This is a genomic window from Paraburkholderia sp. BR10954, assembly GCF_040965775.1.
Classification (GTDB): domain Bacteria; phylum Pseudomonadota; class Gammaproteobacteria; order Burkholderiales; family Burkholderiaceae; genus Paraburkholderia; species Paraburkholderia youngii.
Map to the genome: position 1 here is coordinate 15,070 of NZ_JBFRCK010000007.1, position 15,522 is coordinate 30,591.

The 15,522-nt window shown below is 63.1% G+C and carries 14 protein-coding genes; 4 read left to right on the forward strand and 10 right to left on the reverse strand.

Translation table 11 applies throughout. The features are described 5' to 3' along the window. Positions 1 to 77 precede the first annotated feature (77 nt). From AB4Y34_RS12715 to AB4Y34_RS12740, 6 genes are all read right to left on the reverse strand, one after another. The gene (locus tag AB4Y34_RS12715; RefSeq protein WP_368716213.1) at positions 78 to 1,676 is read right to left on the reverse strand and encodes a phage/plasmid primase, P4 family; all 1,599 of its coding nucleotides are present in this window, start codon (positions 1,674 to 1,676) and stop codon (positions 78 to 80) included. Next, a complete protein-coding gene (locus AB4Y34_RS12720) occupies positions 1,673 to 1,900 on the reverse strand; it encodes a hypothetical protein (protein ID WP_368716214.1) in 228 nt (75 codons plus the stop codon). Before AB4Y34_RS12720 ends, AB4Y34_RS12715 begins: the two co-directional genes overlap by 4 nt. Before the next feature lie 2 nt (positions 1,901 to 1,902). Continuing rightward, the gene (locus tag AB4Y34_RS12725; RefSeq protein ID WP_368716215.1) at positions 1,903 to 2,187 is read right to left on the reverse strand and encodes a helix-turn-helix transcriptional regulator; all 285 of its coding nucleotides are present in this window, start codon (positions 2,185 to 2,187) and stop codon (positions 1,903 to 1,905) included. A gap of 138 nt (positions 2,188 to 2,325) precedes the next feature. Continuing rightward, complete coding sequence (locus AB4Y34_RS12730) at positions 2,326 to 3,144, reverse strand: hypothetical protein (RefSeq protein ID WP_368716216.1); 819 nt, start codon at positions 3,142 to 3,144, stop codon at positions 2,326 to 2,328. Positions 3,145 to 3,454: 310 nt separating this feature from the next. Next, a complete protein-coding gene (locus AB4Y34_RS12735) occupies positions 3,455 to 3,709 on the reverse strand; it encodes a hypothetical protein (protein WP_368716217.1) in 255 nt (84 codons plus the stop codon). 229 nt (positions 3,710 to 3,938) lie between these two features. After that, the gene (locus AB4Y34_RS12740) at positions 3,939 to 5,267 is read right to left on the reverse strand and encodes a tyrosine-type recombinase/integrase (protein ID WP_368716218.1); all 1,329 of its coding nucleotides are present in this window, start codon (positions 5,265 to 5,267) and stop codon (positions 3,939 to 3,941) included. A gap of 322 nt (positions 5,268 to 5,589) precedes the next feature. On the opposite strand from AB4Y34_RS12740, the gene AB4Y34_RS12745 reads away from it, so the two are divergent. After that, positions 5,590 to 8,469: a valine--tRNA ligase gene (locus tag AB4Y34_RS12745; RefSeq protein ID WP_368716219.1), complete on the forward strand. Its 2,880-nt coding sequence runs from the start codon at positions 5,590 to 5,592 to the stop codon at positions 8,467 to 8,469. Positions 8,470 to 8,531: 62 nt separating this feature from the next. Then, positions 8,532 to 9,413, forward strand: coding sequence for a UTP--glucose-1-phosphate uridylyltransferase GalU (gene galU, locus AB4Y34_RS12750; RefSeq protein ID WP_013089956.1), 882 nt, complete (start codon positions 8,532 to 8,534; stop codon positions 9,411 to 9,413). A gap of 98 nt (positions 9,414 to 9,511) precedes the next feature. Here galU and AB4Y34_RS12755 read toward each other — a convergent pair whose 3' ends face one another. The 4 genes from AB4Y34_RS12755 to AB4Y34_RS12770 all read right to left on the reverse strand — a co-directional run bounded on the left by AB4Y34_RS12755 (position 9,512) and on the right by AB4Y34_RS12770 (position 12,781). Next, entirely contained in the window at positions 9,512 to 9,739 is a 228-nt protein-coding gene (locus tag AB4Y34_RS12755; protein WP_026225937.1) for a sulfurtransferase TusA family protein, read from the reverse strand. Positions 9,740 to 9,841: 102 nt separating this feature from the next. After that, complete coding sequence (locus AB4Y34_RS12760) at positions 9,842 to 10,888, reverse strand: Gfo/Idh/MocA family oxidoreductase (RefSeq protein WP_368716220.1); 1,047 nt, start codon at positions 10,886 to 10,888, stop codon at positions 9,842 to 9,844. Beyond that, positions 10,888 to 11,904 carry an inositol 2-dehydrogenase gene (iolG, locus tag AB4Y34_RS12765; protein ID WP_176380409.1) on the reverse strand — a complete coding sequence of 339 codons (1,017 nt, stop codon included), beginning with the start codon at positions 11,902 to 11,904 and terminating at the stop codon, positions 10,888 to 10,890. Before iolG ends, AB4Y34_RS12760 begins: the two co-directional genes overlap by 1 nt. Beyond that, complete coding sequence (locus AB4Y34_RS12770) at positions 11,897 to 12,781, reverse strand: MurR/RpiR family transcriptional regulator (protein WP_176124000.1); 885 nt, start codon at positions 12,779 to 12,781, stop codon at positions 11,897 to 11,899. Before AB4Y34_RS12770 ends, iolG begins: the two co-directional genes overlap by 8 nt. 276 nt (positions 12,782 to 13,057) lie before the next feature. On the opposite strand from AB4Y34_RS12770, the gene AB4Y34_RS12775 reads away from it, so the two are divergent. After that, positions 13,058 to 14,104, forward strand: coding sequence for a sugar ABC transporter substrate-binding protein (locus AB4Y34_RS12775; protein WP_176123999.1), 1,047 nt, complete (start codon positions 13,058 to 13,060; stop codon positions 14,102 to 14,104). 224 nt (positions 14,105 to 14,328) lie between these two features. Beyond that, positions 14,329 to 15,519, forward strand: a complete 1,191-nt coding sequence (locus AB4Y34_RS12780; RefSeq protein WP_176380408.1) for an ABC transporter permease — start codon at positions 14,329 to 14,331, stop codon at positions 15,517 to 15,519. The last annotated feature ends 3 nt before the right edge of the window (positions 15,520 to 15,522 follow it).

Here is a 15,522-nt window from a genome sequence, read left to right on the forward strand (position 1 = left end):
CTATATATTTTCCTTACGCGCGCGCGTAGCGCTGATATATGGAAAAAGCCGTCACCGGTGGCATCGGTGTCACGGCTTCAGTCATGTATCCTGGCTGCATGACGTCGCAGCCCGACACCGCGATAGAAACGTCCGCTCCGTGTATGCTCGTAACGCGCTCCATATCCGAGGGTCAGCCGGGCCTTGAAGTCGCTCTGTGACACAGGGCGTCCGTCCTGCCCGTTGTCCTCGAACCAGCGGCGATAGTCCGCGTAAAGTTCACTGGACTGTGCCGACAGCGCCGCATCGGGCACCAGCCGTTCTACGGCCCACGCGGCCACCGTGTCGGATTCCGCGAAGTAATCGTTGCTCGCTTCCATGACCGCGCCCGGCATCACGCCGAATCCGTGCGCATGAAGCCGTATTGCGCCTTCGATCATCCACGCGCAGATCGCCGGATATTCGGCTCGGAGCTTTCCCTCAAGCTCCACGTCGCGCGCGTGCTCAGGCACGCAATGCACGAAGGGAATAAGCCGGAACCGCCGCCGCTCGGCTTCATCGACCTGCCGCAGGCGCGGCTTGTGGTTGCCCACAAACAGCAGCTTGCATACCGGACGGAATTCGAAAAAATTCTGATGCATGTACCGCGCGGCGATACGTTCGCCGGACGCGATGTCCTTCACGCGTTGAGAGTTCCACGCGCGGTTATCCGGCAGTTCAGAGCATGCGGCAAGCCGTGCGCCCTCCAGCCGCGCCAGTCCGGCCGGATGCTGGTCGCTCGTCGACTGCAGAAAGGTCTCAACGGGCAGCGCGATGAAGTAATCACCCAGGACTTCACGCAGAACGCGTAGAAACGTTGACTTGCCGTTCGCGCCAGGTCCATACAGCATGAACACCAGTTCATGCTGCGACGAGCCGGTAAGCGCATATCCACAGAGCAGTTGCAGGAACGCCACCATATCCGTGTCGCCCTGCGTGCAGACATCGAGAAAGGCGAGCCAGTGCGGACGGGTTGTGTCGAATGCCGGAACCGTCGCGACAAGCCGGCTGATCATGTCGCCCGGTTGTGCCTTCCTCTTCGTGCCATCGCGCAGATCGACCACCCCCGCAGGCGTACCTATGATCCACGGATTACAGTCGAATGGTCCAGTGGGACACAGGCGCGGATCAGTGCGGGCCAGCTTCTCTATCGCATCCACCACGCGCACAGACAGCCAGCGCGGCGGTGCGTTACGGCAGAGTTTGCGCAGTTGCCTGCGAATCATCTGCCGTGTCACGCGCGCCCCCTCGTCCTGCCGCCAGTGCGTGTCCTCCCATGAGTACCATGCCCCGTGCCGGACGTCATAGAGCAGGCGGTTCTCATAGGCACTCGCAAAGACAACAGCAAGGGCGTCCTCGTTCAGGTCAACTGACGCGGCGATTTCGCCAGCCAGATGCGGGGGCATCGAGTCGAACGGCGCCGCGATCCGTGCATCCTTCGCACGCCTGTCAATGGCACGTGTTACACGGCCATTGCCGAGAAAATGAGCGGCTGCAGCGTCAAGCCGGACCGCTTCAGCTTCAAGCGCAGAGAGTGCTTGCAGCCTTGCGCCCCGCGACATATTCTGTGGACACGCGCCGTCCGGTGCGTTCGGCTTTCCATCCGATGCAGTATCCGCGCCCGGTGCCACCCGGGCGCTTTCATTTGCGACGTTCATCCCATGCCTCCTGCCGGGTCCACACCGTGATCGCCGGGATAGGACAGGTACTGGCACGGCAGCAGATCCGTGAACGTCTTTCGCGAGTCGTGAAACTTCATCTCGACTTCCGCGAAACCATGTTTGCCATAGTTGGGCAACAGGCGAACGATCTTGCCGACAGCGCCCGCATACTGGCCAGCGGTGACTCGCACGCTCATCTCCTGACAGGGATGACGGATCATGATCAGCCTCCCTGCGGCGGAACGGGTGCGCTTGCGGCATGGCGATCACTTCCGGCACATGCGTCTGAGGCAATCACAGGCGACAGGGCAATCCTGAGTGTCCCGACGTGCCAGCGCGTCGAGCCGTAGAACTTGCGGGGTCTGGGAATCGCGCCGAGCCTCGAACGCCGCCAGGCGGTCGGGACCGAACAGCCGTAAAGCGCGGCCACCACATTGACGTCGACCCAGGCGGCATCGGGCAAGGCATCAAAGTTTCGCAGCACGTCGCGGAAAGTGGCTTCTGGCATGGTGTATCGCTCCCGAACGGCGCGATACGATCGACCCTGACAGGTATCGCGCCGCACTTACTTGAAAAAGCACTGGGCGATACAAATAGTATTGCTGGATTCCGTTGTGAATGGCCAGCTAGCCAACCCCGTTGCCAGCTAGCCAGTTTCCCCGCGTTCGAGCAGCGACACGCCCTCGCTGATGTTCTTGCGGATATTGGCGGAACTTAGCCCATGTCTGTCGGCGTCGGGCAGCGCGTCGGCCATGTCGGCAACGGCGGCAGCGACCTGTCTGGCGTTCGGCCTGTCGCCGCGCCTGTAGAGACTGGCTCTTGCCGACAGGAGCAAGGCGAGCGCGCCGAGTTGCCTGAGCAGCGTCTCCCGCTCACGCGTCCCTGTCTGATCAGCGGGTTGAGGCGATCTGATGATCGCGTGAAGGTCTTCAGCGGCAATCCGCAAATCCGCGCTCGGCGCGGGTGTCTCAATATCCGCGAAAAAATCGCAAGCGTTCCAGGAATCGGGACTGGCGCCCGGGAGCCGCCGCACGATCTTGAGGATCGTTTCGCCGTCGTCCGCATGGACAAGAAAGCCATGAGCAAAATGGATCGACGCTTTCTCCGGACCGGGAAAGTACAGAATGTCGTCCCTTGTCAGCTTTGCGAGCCGGTAGTGGCCGGTCAGCACTTCGACAGTGTCGTTGACCTCAAGCAGCCCCTCGTCTCCGCATCGCATCGCCTCGAGCTGTTCGACCTGAGGGTTTTGCACACACGGAAAGAGCGGATTGCGCGTTGGGTCCGGATAGTAGAAGCACACGTAGGCGACCTCCACCGCATAGCAGCCAGTGGCATCAAGCCATGCGCCCAGCTCGCCCGTGTTGACCCGTTCCAGCACATCCCGCTCAGTGACCGCTTCTTCGAAGACCTGACGCAGCAATGCGGCGGCCTCGCTCACTGAGTACCATTTCTTGAACCTGTTCATCGGCTGATCCGCGGCATGGCCCTGTGTGCCTCGCGGTCATGACGGACAGGGCAACCTGTCATACCGCATCAGTACGCATCGGCGTAGCCAGATCGCAGCGAAACGGAAAAACCCGGCGACCATGGGTCGACCAGATTCGGCTGATCGGGGCCGCTCGCATGCACGACCGCAATCCGGTAGGAGCGCGGTTACGCGATGATCTGGAATGATACTTCGAGGCTGCATCCGCCGTCAGTCAGGCCGGGTTCGCGACGAGGCGGGCGAGCAGATCAGCTGCGACCTACCCTGGCGGCAGGTTCGCGCAAGCCCGCTAGGCGCTCGTCTCGTGAGCCTGCGCCGCATCGGCGGCAGCTTTGCGCTCTTCAAACAAGTTTTCCCACTCGCGGGCCGACCGGACGGTAATCAGCACGCGACGGCGCGACAGCCGCAGTTCGCGCGGCCCCAGGCCCTTGCGGCGCAGGACACGATAGAAGGTTTCGCTGATCAAGTAACGCGAACAGAACTCGGGAATCGACATTGCATCGAGTTCTGGCGGGCGGGCAGTGGTGCGAATCGAGGTGGACATGAGAGCGCTCCTGCGACGTATGGCCGTGTCGATGCGCGTAGAGTAGCCGTCAGGCGTGCAACGCGCCTGAGCGCGCCAGGAACGTCCTTCCTGTTTGTCGCGTGATCCCACTGGAACATGGACGCATCAGGCGAACTCAACCCGATGCATTCCGTGTCAATCAGAATCTTGGGGAAAAGAACGCCCCTGCATTGCAGGGGCCGGTTTGAGGAAAATTCGTGCTATCTGCTTACGCGGCAGCCTGCGCGGCGAGCGCCGCCGCAGCACTCGCGCGATCCAGCGCGCGGATGTGGTCGCGCTGCTGGTCCGGGCAATGGTGCGCGTAGCGCATCGTCTGCTGGATGTTCCTGTGTCCCAGCCATTTGCTGATGCGCTCGATCGGCACGCCGTGCTGCGCGAGTCGGGTTGCGAAGCTGTGCCGCAGATCGTGCCAGGTGAAACCGTCTATCTTCGCCTCGGCAAGCACATGCCGGTACGGCCTGACCTCGCGGCGCACCTCGCCGAGCGCGTTACCGAAGACCAGGATCGGCTGCACGGGCCCGCAGCAGGTCTGCGCCTTCCAGGCCTTCAGTGCCTCGATGACCTCATCGCACATCGGCACGTAGCGCGTGCGGTCGCCCTTGCTGGTCGCCTTGCGGACCCGGATGCGCTCGTTGTCGAAGTCGATGTCGGGCCACTGAAGCTGCATCTGTTCGGCGCGACGCAGGCCGGTGCCGAGCGCGACCAGCACCGCAGGCTTGACGTGGTCCATATAGACCGCATCGGGACCATACACCACGTCGTAGCGCGGGTCCGCGTCGATCTGTGGGTGACTTGCGCGCATCCGCGCCTCACGCGCATCGAGCGCCGCGCGCAGGCGGACTTCCATATCGGCACGCAGCCACTGGTCGCGGCCTTCGCCTTCATCGAACAGCGCCGGGTGGTCGTTCATCACCTGGGCAACCGGGTTCGCCCCGATGAACTCCAGCCTGACGGCGTGCGTGAACAGGCCGCGCAAAGCGGTCAGCCTGCGCCTGACGGTAGCCGGGCGGATGGTGCGATCCTCGCCGACCTCCCGCTCCAGTTCCACATAGACCCAGTCGAGAATCTGCCCGACGCTGATCCGGTTCATCACGCCGGGAAAGGTTTCGCCGAGCTTGCGCAACTCGACGATGGTCCGCTCTGCGGTCCTGACGGTCGCACGCAGTCGCCTGGCATAATGGTCGTCGATGAATTCGCCGATCGTCGGGACGATCTTCGCGGCCTGTTCGGTGCGGTGCGCGCGTTCGCGCTTGCGCAGCAGCTCGGTAGCTGAATCGCTTGAATGTTCGACTTCCTGCGTCAGTTCCAGCGCGCGCCGGCGGGCATCGGAGACCGTCATGCCCGGATAGGCGCCGATCGTGTAGCGCCGGTGCTTGCCGTTTGCGCCGGTGTAGCGGTAGTAGAAGCTGATTGCGCCGTTCGGCGTGATCCGTACGCCGAACCCCTTCTGAAGGTCGGCTATCTCGCGGTGCCTGCCGCCCGGTCCCGCCTTGCGGATCGAGTCGAGCAGTTCGCGGGTGAGGTTGGTCCTTTTCATCTGGTGTACCCCTGTCAAGATGTCGCCCCACGACGGTCGTCGTGGGGAATCCGTGGGGAAAACGCGATACGCTGAACTACGCTGCATCGCGTTGCTATACATGGTTAAGTCATTGATTTATAACGATATGCGCTGTTATAGACCAGCTATACGATGCATGCAAATGCCCCGCACAGGGGCAACGCCAATAGACCGACAAGCCAGCAAGGAAAGGCCAAAAAAGCCAGAACAACGACAAACCAACCCGCCGGCAGGCAAAAAGTGCTCGCCAGCTATAATCAACCATTCTCCGCCTCCAAAATCCAGCCTTTAAACCAGAAACATGAGCGACACCCCGAGCGACCCGACCTCGACGCTTGCAAAAAGCTTCGAACCCCACACCATCGAAGCCCACTGGGGCCCTGAATGGGAAAAGCGCGCCTACGCCGCGCCCTCCTTCGACGCGAACCGCAAGGATTTCTCGATCCAGCTGCCGCCGCCGAACGTCACGGGCACGCTGCACATGGGCCACGCGTTCAACCAGACCATCATGGACGGTCTCACCCGCTATCACCGCATGCTCGGCGAAAACACGCTGTGGGTGCCGGGTACCGACCACGCGGGCATCGCCACGCAGATCGTCGTCGAACGTCAGCTCGACGCACAAGGCGTGTCGCGCCACGACCTCGGCCGTGAAAAATTCGTCGAACGCGTGTGGGAGTGGAAGCAGCAGTCCGGCTCGACCATCACCAATCAGGTGCGTCGTCTCGGTGCGTCGATCGACTGGTCGCGCGAATACTTCACGATGGACGACAAGATGTCGGCCGCCGTGCGCGACGTGTTCGTGCGTCTGTATGAACAGGGCCTGATCTATCGCGGCAAGCGCCTCGTGAACTGGGACCCCGTGCTGCTCACCGCCGTATCCGACCTCGAAGTGGTCAGCGAGGAAGAAAACGGCCACCTGTGGCACATCCACTATCCGTTGACCGACGGCTCGGGCCATCTGACCGTCGCCACCACCCGTCCGGAAACCATGCTCGGCGATACCGCCGTGATGGTGCACCCGGAAGACGAGCGCTACGCGCACCTGATCGGCAAGACCGTCACGCTGCCGCTGTCGAACCGCGAAGTGCCGATCATCGCCGACGATTACGTCGACCGCGAATTCGGCACCGGCGTCGTCAAGGTCACGCCCGCGCACGATTTCAACGACTACCAGGTCGGCCTGCGTCACAAGCTGCCGCAGATCGAAATCCTCACGCTCGACGCGAGAATCAACGACAACGCACCCGAAAAATACCGCGGCCTCGACCGTTTCGAAGCCCGCAAGCTGGTGGTCACCGATCTCGAAGCGCTCGGCGCGCTCGAATCGGTCAAGCCGCACAAGTTGATGGTGCCGCGCGGCGACCGCACCGGCGTCGTGATCGAGCCGATGCTGACCGACCAGTGGTTCGTCGCGATGAGCAAGCCGGCGCCCGAAGGCACGTTCAATCCCGGCAAGTCGATCGCCGAAACCGCGCTGGACGTGGTCCGCCGCGGCCAGATCAAATTCGTGCCGGAGAACTGGACCACCACGTACTACCAGTGGCTCGAAAACATCCAGGACTGGTGCATCTCGCGTCAGCTGTGGTGGGGGCATCAGATTCCGGCGTGGTACGGCGAGAACGGCGAGGTGTTCGTCGCGAAGACCGAAGAAGATGCGCGCGCGAAGGCCACCGCTGCCGGTTACTCGGGCGCGTTGAAGCGCGACGAAGACGTGCTCGACACGTGGTTCTCGTCGGCTCTGGTGCCGTTCTCGTCGCTCGGCTGGCCGAACGAAACGGAAGAACTGAAGCACTTCATGCCGTCGTCGGTGCTCGTCACCGGCTTCGACATCATCTTCTTCTGGGTCGCGCGCATGGTCATGATGACCACGCACTTCACGGGCAAAGTGCCGTTCGACACGGTCTACGTGCACGGCCTCGTGCGCGACGCCGAAGGCCAGAAGATGTCGAAGAGCAAGGGCAACACGCTCGACCCGATCGATATCGTCGATGGCATCGACCTCGACGCGCTCGTCGCAAAACGCACCACCGGCCTGATGAATCCGAAGCAGGCCGCGTCGATCGAGAAGAAGACCCGCAAGGAGTTTCCGGACGGCATTCCGGCGTTCGGCACCGACGCGCTGCGCTTCACGATGGCGTCGATGGCCACGCTCGGCCGCAACGTCAATTTCGACCTTGCGCGCTGCGAAGGCTATCGCAACTTCTGCAACAAGCTGTGGAACGCCACCCGCTTCGTGCTGATGAACTGCGAAGGCCATGACTGCGGTTTCGGCCAACCGGCGCAATGTGGCGAATGCGGGCCAGAAGGCCAGTTGCATTTCTCGCAGGCCGACCGCTGGATCGTGTCGCAACTTCAGCGCGTCGAAGCGGAAGTCACCAAGGGCTTTTCGGACTATCGTTTTGATAATGTGGCCAACGCCATATACAAGTTCGTCTGGGACGAATATTGTGACTGGTACGTCGAGCTCGCCAAGGTGCAGATCCAGACGGGGCAGCCGAACCAGCAGCGTGCCACGCGTCGCACGCTTTTGCGTGTGCTCGAAACGGTGCTGCGCCTCGCGCATCCGGTGATCCCGTTCATCACCGAAGCGCTGTGGCAGAAAGTGGCGCCGCTCGCGGGACGCTACCCGGAAGGCAAGGCCGAGGGCGAGGCGTCCATCATGGTGCAGCAGTACCCCATCGCGGAGCCTTCGAAGCTCGATGAAGACGCCGAGAAGTGGGCGAGCGACCTCAAAGCGGTGATCGATGCATGCCGGAATCTGCGCGGCGAAATGAATTTGTCGCCGGCGGTGAAGGTGCCGTTGCTCGCCACCGGCAACGCGGAGCGTCTTCGTACTTTCGCGCCTTATGCTCAGGCGCTTGCGCGTCTGTCCGAGGTGCAGATCATCGCCGACGAGGCCGCGCTCGATGCTCAGGCGGATGGCGCGCCAATTGCTATCGTAGGAACGGATAAGCTCGTTTTGAAGGTCGAAATCGATGCGGCGGTCGAACGCGAACGCCTGTCGAAGGAGATCACGCGGTTGAGCGCCGAAATCGTGAAATGCAACGGTAAGCTGCAAAATCAGGCGTTCGTCGCGAAGGCGCCGGCGGCGGTCGTGGAACAGGAGCAGAAGCGGCTGGCCGATTTCGAAGCCACCGTCGGCAAACTGAAAGCCCAACTGGCTCGCTTGCCGGCCTGATCGACGCGCCCGCCGTCCTCAACGGCGGGCAAGGATTTAACCAGAGGACTCAGGGTATTCACATGCTAAAAGTTACGAAGGCGGTTTTTCCGGTAGCAGGTCTTGGCACCCGCTTCCTCCCCGCCACGAAGGCTAGCCCGAAGGAGATGTTGCCGATCGTCGACAAGCCGCTGATTCAGTACGCGGTCGAAGAGGCCATGGCGGCCGGCATCACCGAAATGATCTTCGTCACGGGCCGCAGCAAGCGCGCGATCGAAGACCATTTCGACAAGTCCTATGAGATCGAGGCCGAACTCGAAGCACGCGGCAAGGACAAGCTGCTCGAACTCGTGCGTAGCATCAAGCCGAGCCACGTCGACTGCTTCTACGTGCGCCAGGCGGAAGCGCTGGGCCTCGGCCACGCGGTGCTGTGCGCGGAGAAGCTGGTCGGCGACAACCCGTTTGCCGTGATTCTTGCAGACGACCTGTTGTACGGCACACCGCCCGTGATGACGCAGATGATCGAGGTGTTCGATCACTATCACAGCTCGGTGATCGGCGTGGAAGAGATCCCCCCGCAGGACACGAAGTCGTACGGCATCGTCGATGGCAAGGAATGGGAAGATTCGATCATCAAGATGTCGGGCATCGTCGAAAAGCCGGAGCCGAGCGTGGCGCCGTCGAACCTCGGCGTGGTCGGCCGCTATGTGCTGAAGCCGCGCATCTTCGATCACCTGCGCTCGATTAAACCGGGCGCGGGCGGTGAGTTGCAACTGACGGACGCGATCCAGTCTCTGCTCGCCGATGAACAGGTGCTCGCGTACAAGTATCACGGCACGCGTTTCGACTGCGGCAGCAAGCTCGGCTACCTGAAGGCGACCGTCGAGTTCGCGCTGCGCCACCCGGAAGTGGCCTCCGATTTCGAAGAGTATCTGCGTACCCGCTCGCCGGTGCTCGAAGGCTGACGCCAAGGTCAGGCTGAAACGAAGAAGGCGCTGTACCCCGAATAATGGGGAGAGCGCCTTCTTTTTTACATCGGACGGACAGTTTTACCGGATGCTGCTCAACGGCGCCGCATCAGAAACGTAAATACCTTGTCGTGCGCCGAGCTTTCGACGATCTCGTTGCCGGTCTGCTTCGCGAATGCGGCGAAATCGCGCTGCGAGCCCGGATCGGTGGCGAGCACCTTGAGAATCTGGCCGCTTTCCATGTCGGCGAGCGCTTTTTTGGCGCGCAGGATGGGCAGCGGGCACATGAGCCCGCGCGCATCGACTTCCTTGTGAATCTGAATTTGCATCGACGATGACCTTCGGGACGAGGCGTCGCTGACGACGCCGGACAGAGGGTCAAATTCTACAGCAGGCGGCGCGGCGGCGCCGGGCAGCACACACCGCTACAGCGTCACCGCCCCGCCGCTTTGCAGCGACTCGCGCAGCGCGACGCCGATACGCGTCGCTTCGAGCGCATCGGCGAGCGTCGCGCCACTCCGTGCCGCATCACCGTTCCCCGGCCCTTTCTGCACCGATGCGACGAACGCGCGTGCCTCGTGCAGAAACGCGTCCTCGAAGCGGTCGAAAAAGTTGGGCGTGCATTCGTTGCGGATGCCGGTCGCGTCATAGATCTCGACGCGGTTCGCGCGCGGATTGCGGCCGATCGTCAATGCGCCCGCGGTGCCGATCACTTCGCTATGCGTATCGTTGCCGTGCGCCTGCGTGCGCGACGCGTAGAACATCGCGAGCTTGCCGCCCTCGAATTCGCAGATCGCAACGCCGTTGTCGACGTCGCCGAATTCGCGCAGGCCCTCGTGCAACGCAATCGTGCCCGCCGCGAACACGCGCGTCGCGCGCGGCTTGCCGAGCAGCCAGCGGGCGACGTCGATGTCGTGCACCGTGCAGTCGAGAAAGATGCCGCCCGAGGTGGCCGCGAAGCGCACGAAGAAACCGTCGTTGTCGTTTTTATCGGTGGTCTGCGAGCGCACGAGGAACGGCCGGCCGATCTGGCCGGCGGCGATTTTATCGAACGCGTCGCGGTAGCTCGGATCGAAGCGGCGCATGAAGCCGAGCGTCGCTTGCAGATGCGGATAGCGCGCCGCTTCGGCCAGCACGCGCTCGCATTCGGCGACATCGAGCGACAGCGGCTTTTCGCAGAACACGTGCTTGCCGGCGCGCAATGCGTCGACGATCTGCTGCGCGTGCAGCGACGACGGTGTGACGAGCCATACCGCGTCGAGCTGCGGATCGGCGAGCAGGTCCGCGTAATCGGCGTAAACACGCGGCTCGGGTAGCGCATCGCGCGCCCACGCAAGTTCCTCTTCGAGCGGACTGCACGCGGCCGCGAGCGTCGCACCCGGCACGCGATACGCGAGATTCTCCGCATGCCGCTTGCCAAGCCGCCCAAGGCCCACCACGCCGATCCGCAAGCGCTTCGTGGCGGGCTTCATCACGCGGCCTCGCCGAGTTTGACCGCGCGGCCCTCGCGCCATGAACGCGTCGCGGCTTCCGCGAGTTCGAGCGCTTTGAGGCCATCGGCGACGGTCGTGCGCACCGGCTTGCCGTGCGTGACCGCGTCGAAGAAATGCGCGATTTCGAGCGCGTACGCCGCGCGATAGCGTTCGAGAAAGAACGCCTCGGGCACGTCGGTCGATACCTTCGTTTCCGAGTACGCGGTGACTTCGGTCGGCCGGATGTTGCCCGCTTGCAGCATGCCGGTGCTGCCGAGCACTTCGAAGCGCTGGTCGTAGCCGTATGCGGCGCGCCGCGTGGTGTTGATCTGGCACAGGCGGCCGCGCTTCGTGCGGATCGTCACCGCGGTCGAATCGATGTCGCCCGCGTCGGCGATCGCGGGGTCGGTGAGGCAGCTGCCGGTCGCGTGCAGCGTGTCGGCTTCGTCGTCGAGAATCCAGCGGCAGACGTCGAAGTCGTGAATCAGCATGTCTTTGAAGATGCCGCCGGAGCGCCGGATGTAGTCGACCGGCGGCGCGCCAGGATCGCGGCTCGTGACGACGAGCATCTCGGGTGTGCCGATCTCGCCCGCGTCGAGGCGCGCTTTCAATGCGGCAAACGTCGGATCGAAGCGCCGCTGAAAGCCGATCATGCACACCACACCCGCGCGCGCCACGGCTTGCGCGCACATCCGCGCGCGCTCCAGCGTGAGATCGACCGGCTTCTCGCAGAACACGTGCTTGTTCTGCGCGGCCGATTTGACGATCAGGTCCGCATGCGTGTCGGTGCTCGAACAGATCACGGTCGCGCCAATCGAAGCGTCGCCGATCGCGCCGTCGATATCCGCGACCTGCGCGCCATGCTGCGCGGCGAGCGCGGCGGCCGCTTCGCGATTCACGTCGACCACGTATTTGAGCCGCACGCCGGGCTGCCGCGCGAGATTCGCCGCATGGATCTTGCCGATGCGTCCCGCGCCGAATACCGCGACGTCGATCGTGCTTACCGCGTCAGTCATCGTAGCCTCCAGGGTCGTTGGATTCTTCAACGTTCAGTTCGAGCTTGTACGCGAGCGCGATGAAGAGCGCCTGGCACAGGCAGATCGTGCTGGTCAGCGAGCGAAACGCGAACGCGCTGCCCTCTTTCACGTAGAGTTGCGTGCTCGCGTAGCGCGCGAGCGGCGATAGCTGGCTATCCGTAATGACGAGCGTCTTCGCCTGATGATGATGCGCGACGCGCAGACAGTACTGCGTCTCCTTGCCGTACGGCGCAAAGCTGATCGCAATCACCACGTCGCCCTTCCTGACGCTGCGAATCTGCTCGCGATACATGCCGCCGAAGCCGGACACCAGATGCACGCGCTTGTGCGTGTGCTGCAACGCATAGACGATGTAGCTCGCGACCGGAAACGAGCGCCGCACGCCGATCACGTAGATGTTGTCGGCCTGCTGCAGCATCTTCACGGCGGCGTCGAACTGCTTGTCGTCGAGACCCGCTTCGAGTTCTTCGAGGCCGCCGCGCGACGCGGCGATGAACTCGCGCGCGACCGCGCCGCCCGACAGCGTGCCGGGCTTCTCGTCGATCAGCTTGCGGATGCGCTGCTGATAGCTCGACGACGACACGCCCTGCCCCGTATACGCCTGACGAAACACCGCCTGCAGATCGGAAAACCCGGAAAAGCCGAACCGCTGCGCAAAGCGCACGACCGCCGACGGGTGCACGCCGCAACTCGCGGCGATATCGCTGGTGCGATCCATCATCACGCTCGAGCGATGCTGCTCGATATACGTCGCCACGCTCTTCAACTGCCGCGGCAGCGACTCGTAGGTATCCGCGATGCGCTGCATCAATTCGTCGACGCTCGGCAACGCTTCTTCGGTGATCTGTTCCGCCATGACTGCCTCTCGGGGTTTCCTGCAATGCGACAGACGCGCCCGCGGCCCGCCGCAACATGCATCCGACGTTGCCGAGTATAGGCGGCCGCCCCGTCAAATGGAACGTATTTTCCATTTTTATTTGTCATGAAATTTTCTTTGCAAGGCTTCGGAAGATGACCTACTCTTGGTCGTGAGCGATGGCGCTTCGGCCTCGTTGTGTGGGTCATCCGAATTGCAAGCCACCCGCCAGGCGCTCCCTCAATAACGAACGACAGACCGAGAAAGGTGGAGACAATGAGACTTTGCAGAGGCAAGGCAACGCTCAGGATTCTGGTGACGGCGTTGACGTTGGCGACGGGATTCGGCGCGGCCTCGGCCGCCCGCGCGGCGGACGCTCACTTCGTGCTGGTCAGCCACGCGCCGGATTCGGACTCGTGGTGGAACACGATCAAGAACGCGATCAAGCAGGCCGACGAAGACTTCAACGTTCAGACCGACTACCGCAACCCGCCGAACGGCGACATCGCCGACATGGCGCGTCTCGTCGAACAGGCGGCCGCACGCAACTATGACGGCGTGATCGTATCGATCGCCGATTTCGACGTGCTGAAAAGTTCGATCGGGAAGGTCACCGAGAAACACATTCCGCTCGTCACCATCAATTCGGGCACCGAGGAGCAAAGCGCGAAGCTCGGCGCGATCATGCACGTCGGCCAGCCCGAATTCGCGGCCGGCAAAGCCGCCGGCGAAAAGGCCAAGGCCGCCGGCATCAAGTCGTTCCTCTGCGTGAACCACTACGCGACGAACCCGGCTTCGTTCGAACGCTGCCGCGGTTTCGCCGAAGCGATCGGCGCCAACTTCAAGACCTCGACGCTCGACGTGGGCCAGGACCCGACCGGCGTGCAGTCGAAGGTCAGCGCGTTCCTGCGCAATCATCCGGATACCCAGGCGGTGCTGACGCTCGGTCCGCTGTCGGCCGACCCGACCTTGAAGGCGCTGCAGCAGATGGGCGTCGCCGGCAAGATCTGGTTCGCGACCTTCGACTTCGATAGCGACATCGCGAAGGGCATCCAGGACGGCACGATCCAGTTCGCGATCGACCAGCAACCGTACTTGCAGGGCTATATCCCGGTCGCCGTGCTGGCGATCGCGAAGAAGAACAACACCACCGATCCCGTGAAGATCCGCGAGGTCCTGCAGGCGAATCCGAAGTTCAAGGAGCGTCTCGCGACCTATGGGCTCGCACCGTCGTATGGGCCGCGCAATATCGGCTCGGGTCCGGGCTTCATTACCAAAGAAAATGTCGACAAGGTGCTGAAGTACGCGGGTCAGTACCGCTGAACGGGCGGCATCGCATCGCATCGCGCGATCAAGCCGCCGCGCCAGCGGCAAGGTTGAAAAGGCAGTGACCGGCGGGACGCATTGCGTCTTGCCGGCACTCGCCCGCTCAGCGGATATGCCGCCCAGCGGTTATGCCGCCCAGCGGATATGCCGCCCAACGGATTCGCAAACGCCCAAGGCATTGCGCCGACTCGCCGGTCGCGGGCGTATCAAGGAGAGCTTCAATGGGTGTCGCCGACCTGTTTCATCCCCATCACCGCAAGCAACCGCCGACCGATCCTCAGGACCCGGCGCAGTCTGCCGCGACGAGCGCCTCGCAAGCCGCTGCCGTCGACGAACGCGTGCGCGAGGAATCCTGGTTCCGCCATCTGCTCGGCCGACCGGAATTCGCGGCGCTCGCCGGCACCGTGATGGTGTTCATCGTGTTCGGCCTGGCCGCCGGCAACTCGGGGATGTTCAACCTCGACGGCGTGATGAACTGGTCGCAGGTCGCCGCCTATCTCGGTCTGATCTCGGTCGGCGCATGCCTGCTGATGATCGCCGGCGAGTTCGATCTGTCGATCGGCTCGATGATCGGTTTTGCCGGCATGATGGTCGCGCTGCCGACCATGTACTTCCACTGGCCGATCTGGCTTGCGATCGTGTTCGCGTTCGTCGGCTCGATGTTGCTCGGCGCGCTCAACGGCTATCTGGTGATGCGCACGCGCCTGCCGTCGTTCATCGTCACGCTCGCGTTTCTGTTCATTCTGCGCGGCCTCACGCTCGCGCTGTCGGTGATGTTCGCCGATCGCACGATCATCTCCGGTGTCGGCGACGTCGCGCGTCAGGACTGGTTCGCGCACACGTTCTTCCAGGGCGTCGCGTTCCGAGGTCTGTTCGTATGGCTCGGCCACCTCGGTCTCGTGAAGATGCTCGACAACGGCGCGCCGCTCGTGCCGGGCATTCCCAAGGTGCTGCTGTGGTGGTTCGTGCTCGCCGTGGTCTGCGCGTTCACGCTCGCGAAGACGCGCTTCGGCAACTGGATTTTCGCGGTCGGCGGCGATGCCAACGCGGCCAAGAACGTCGGCGTGCCGGTGCGTCGCGTGAAGATCTCGCTGTTCGTACTGACTGCGTTCTGCTCGGCGCTGTATGCGGTGCTGCAGGTGTGCGATATCGGTTCGGCCGCGGCGGACCGTGGTTTGCAGGCGGAGTTCGAGGCGATCATCGCCGCGGTGATCGGCGGTACGCTGCTGACGGGCGGCTACGGCTCGGTGGTCGGCGCCTGCTTCGGCGCGCTGATCTTCGGCGTCGTGCAGATCGGCATCACGTACACCAACGTCGATTCCGACTGGTTCCGCGTGTTCCTCGGCGTGATGCTGCTGTTCGCCGTGCTGTTCAACCACTACGTGCGCGGCCGCGTCGCGGCATCGCGCTAGACG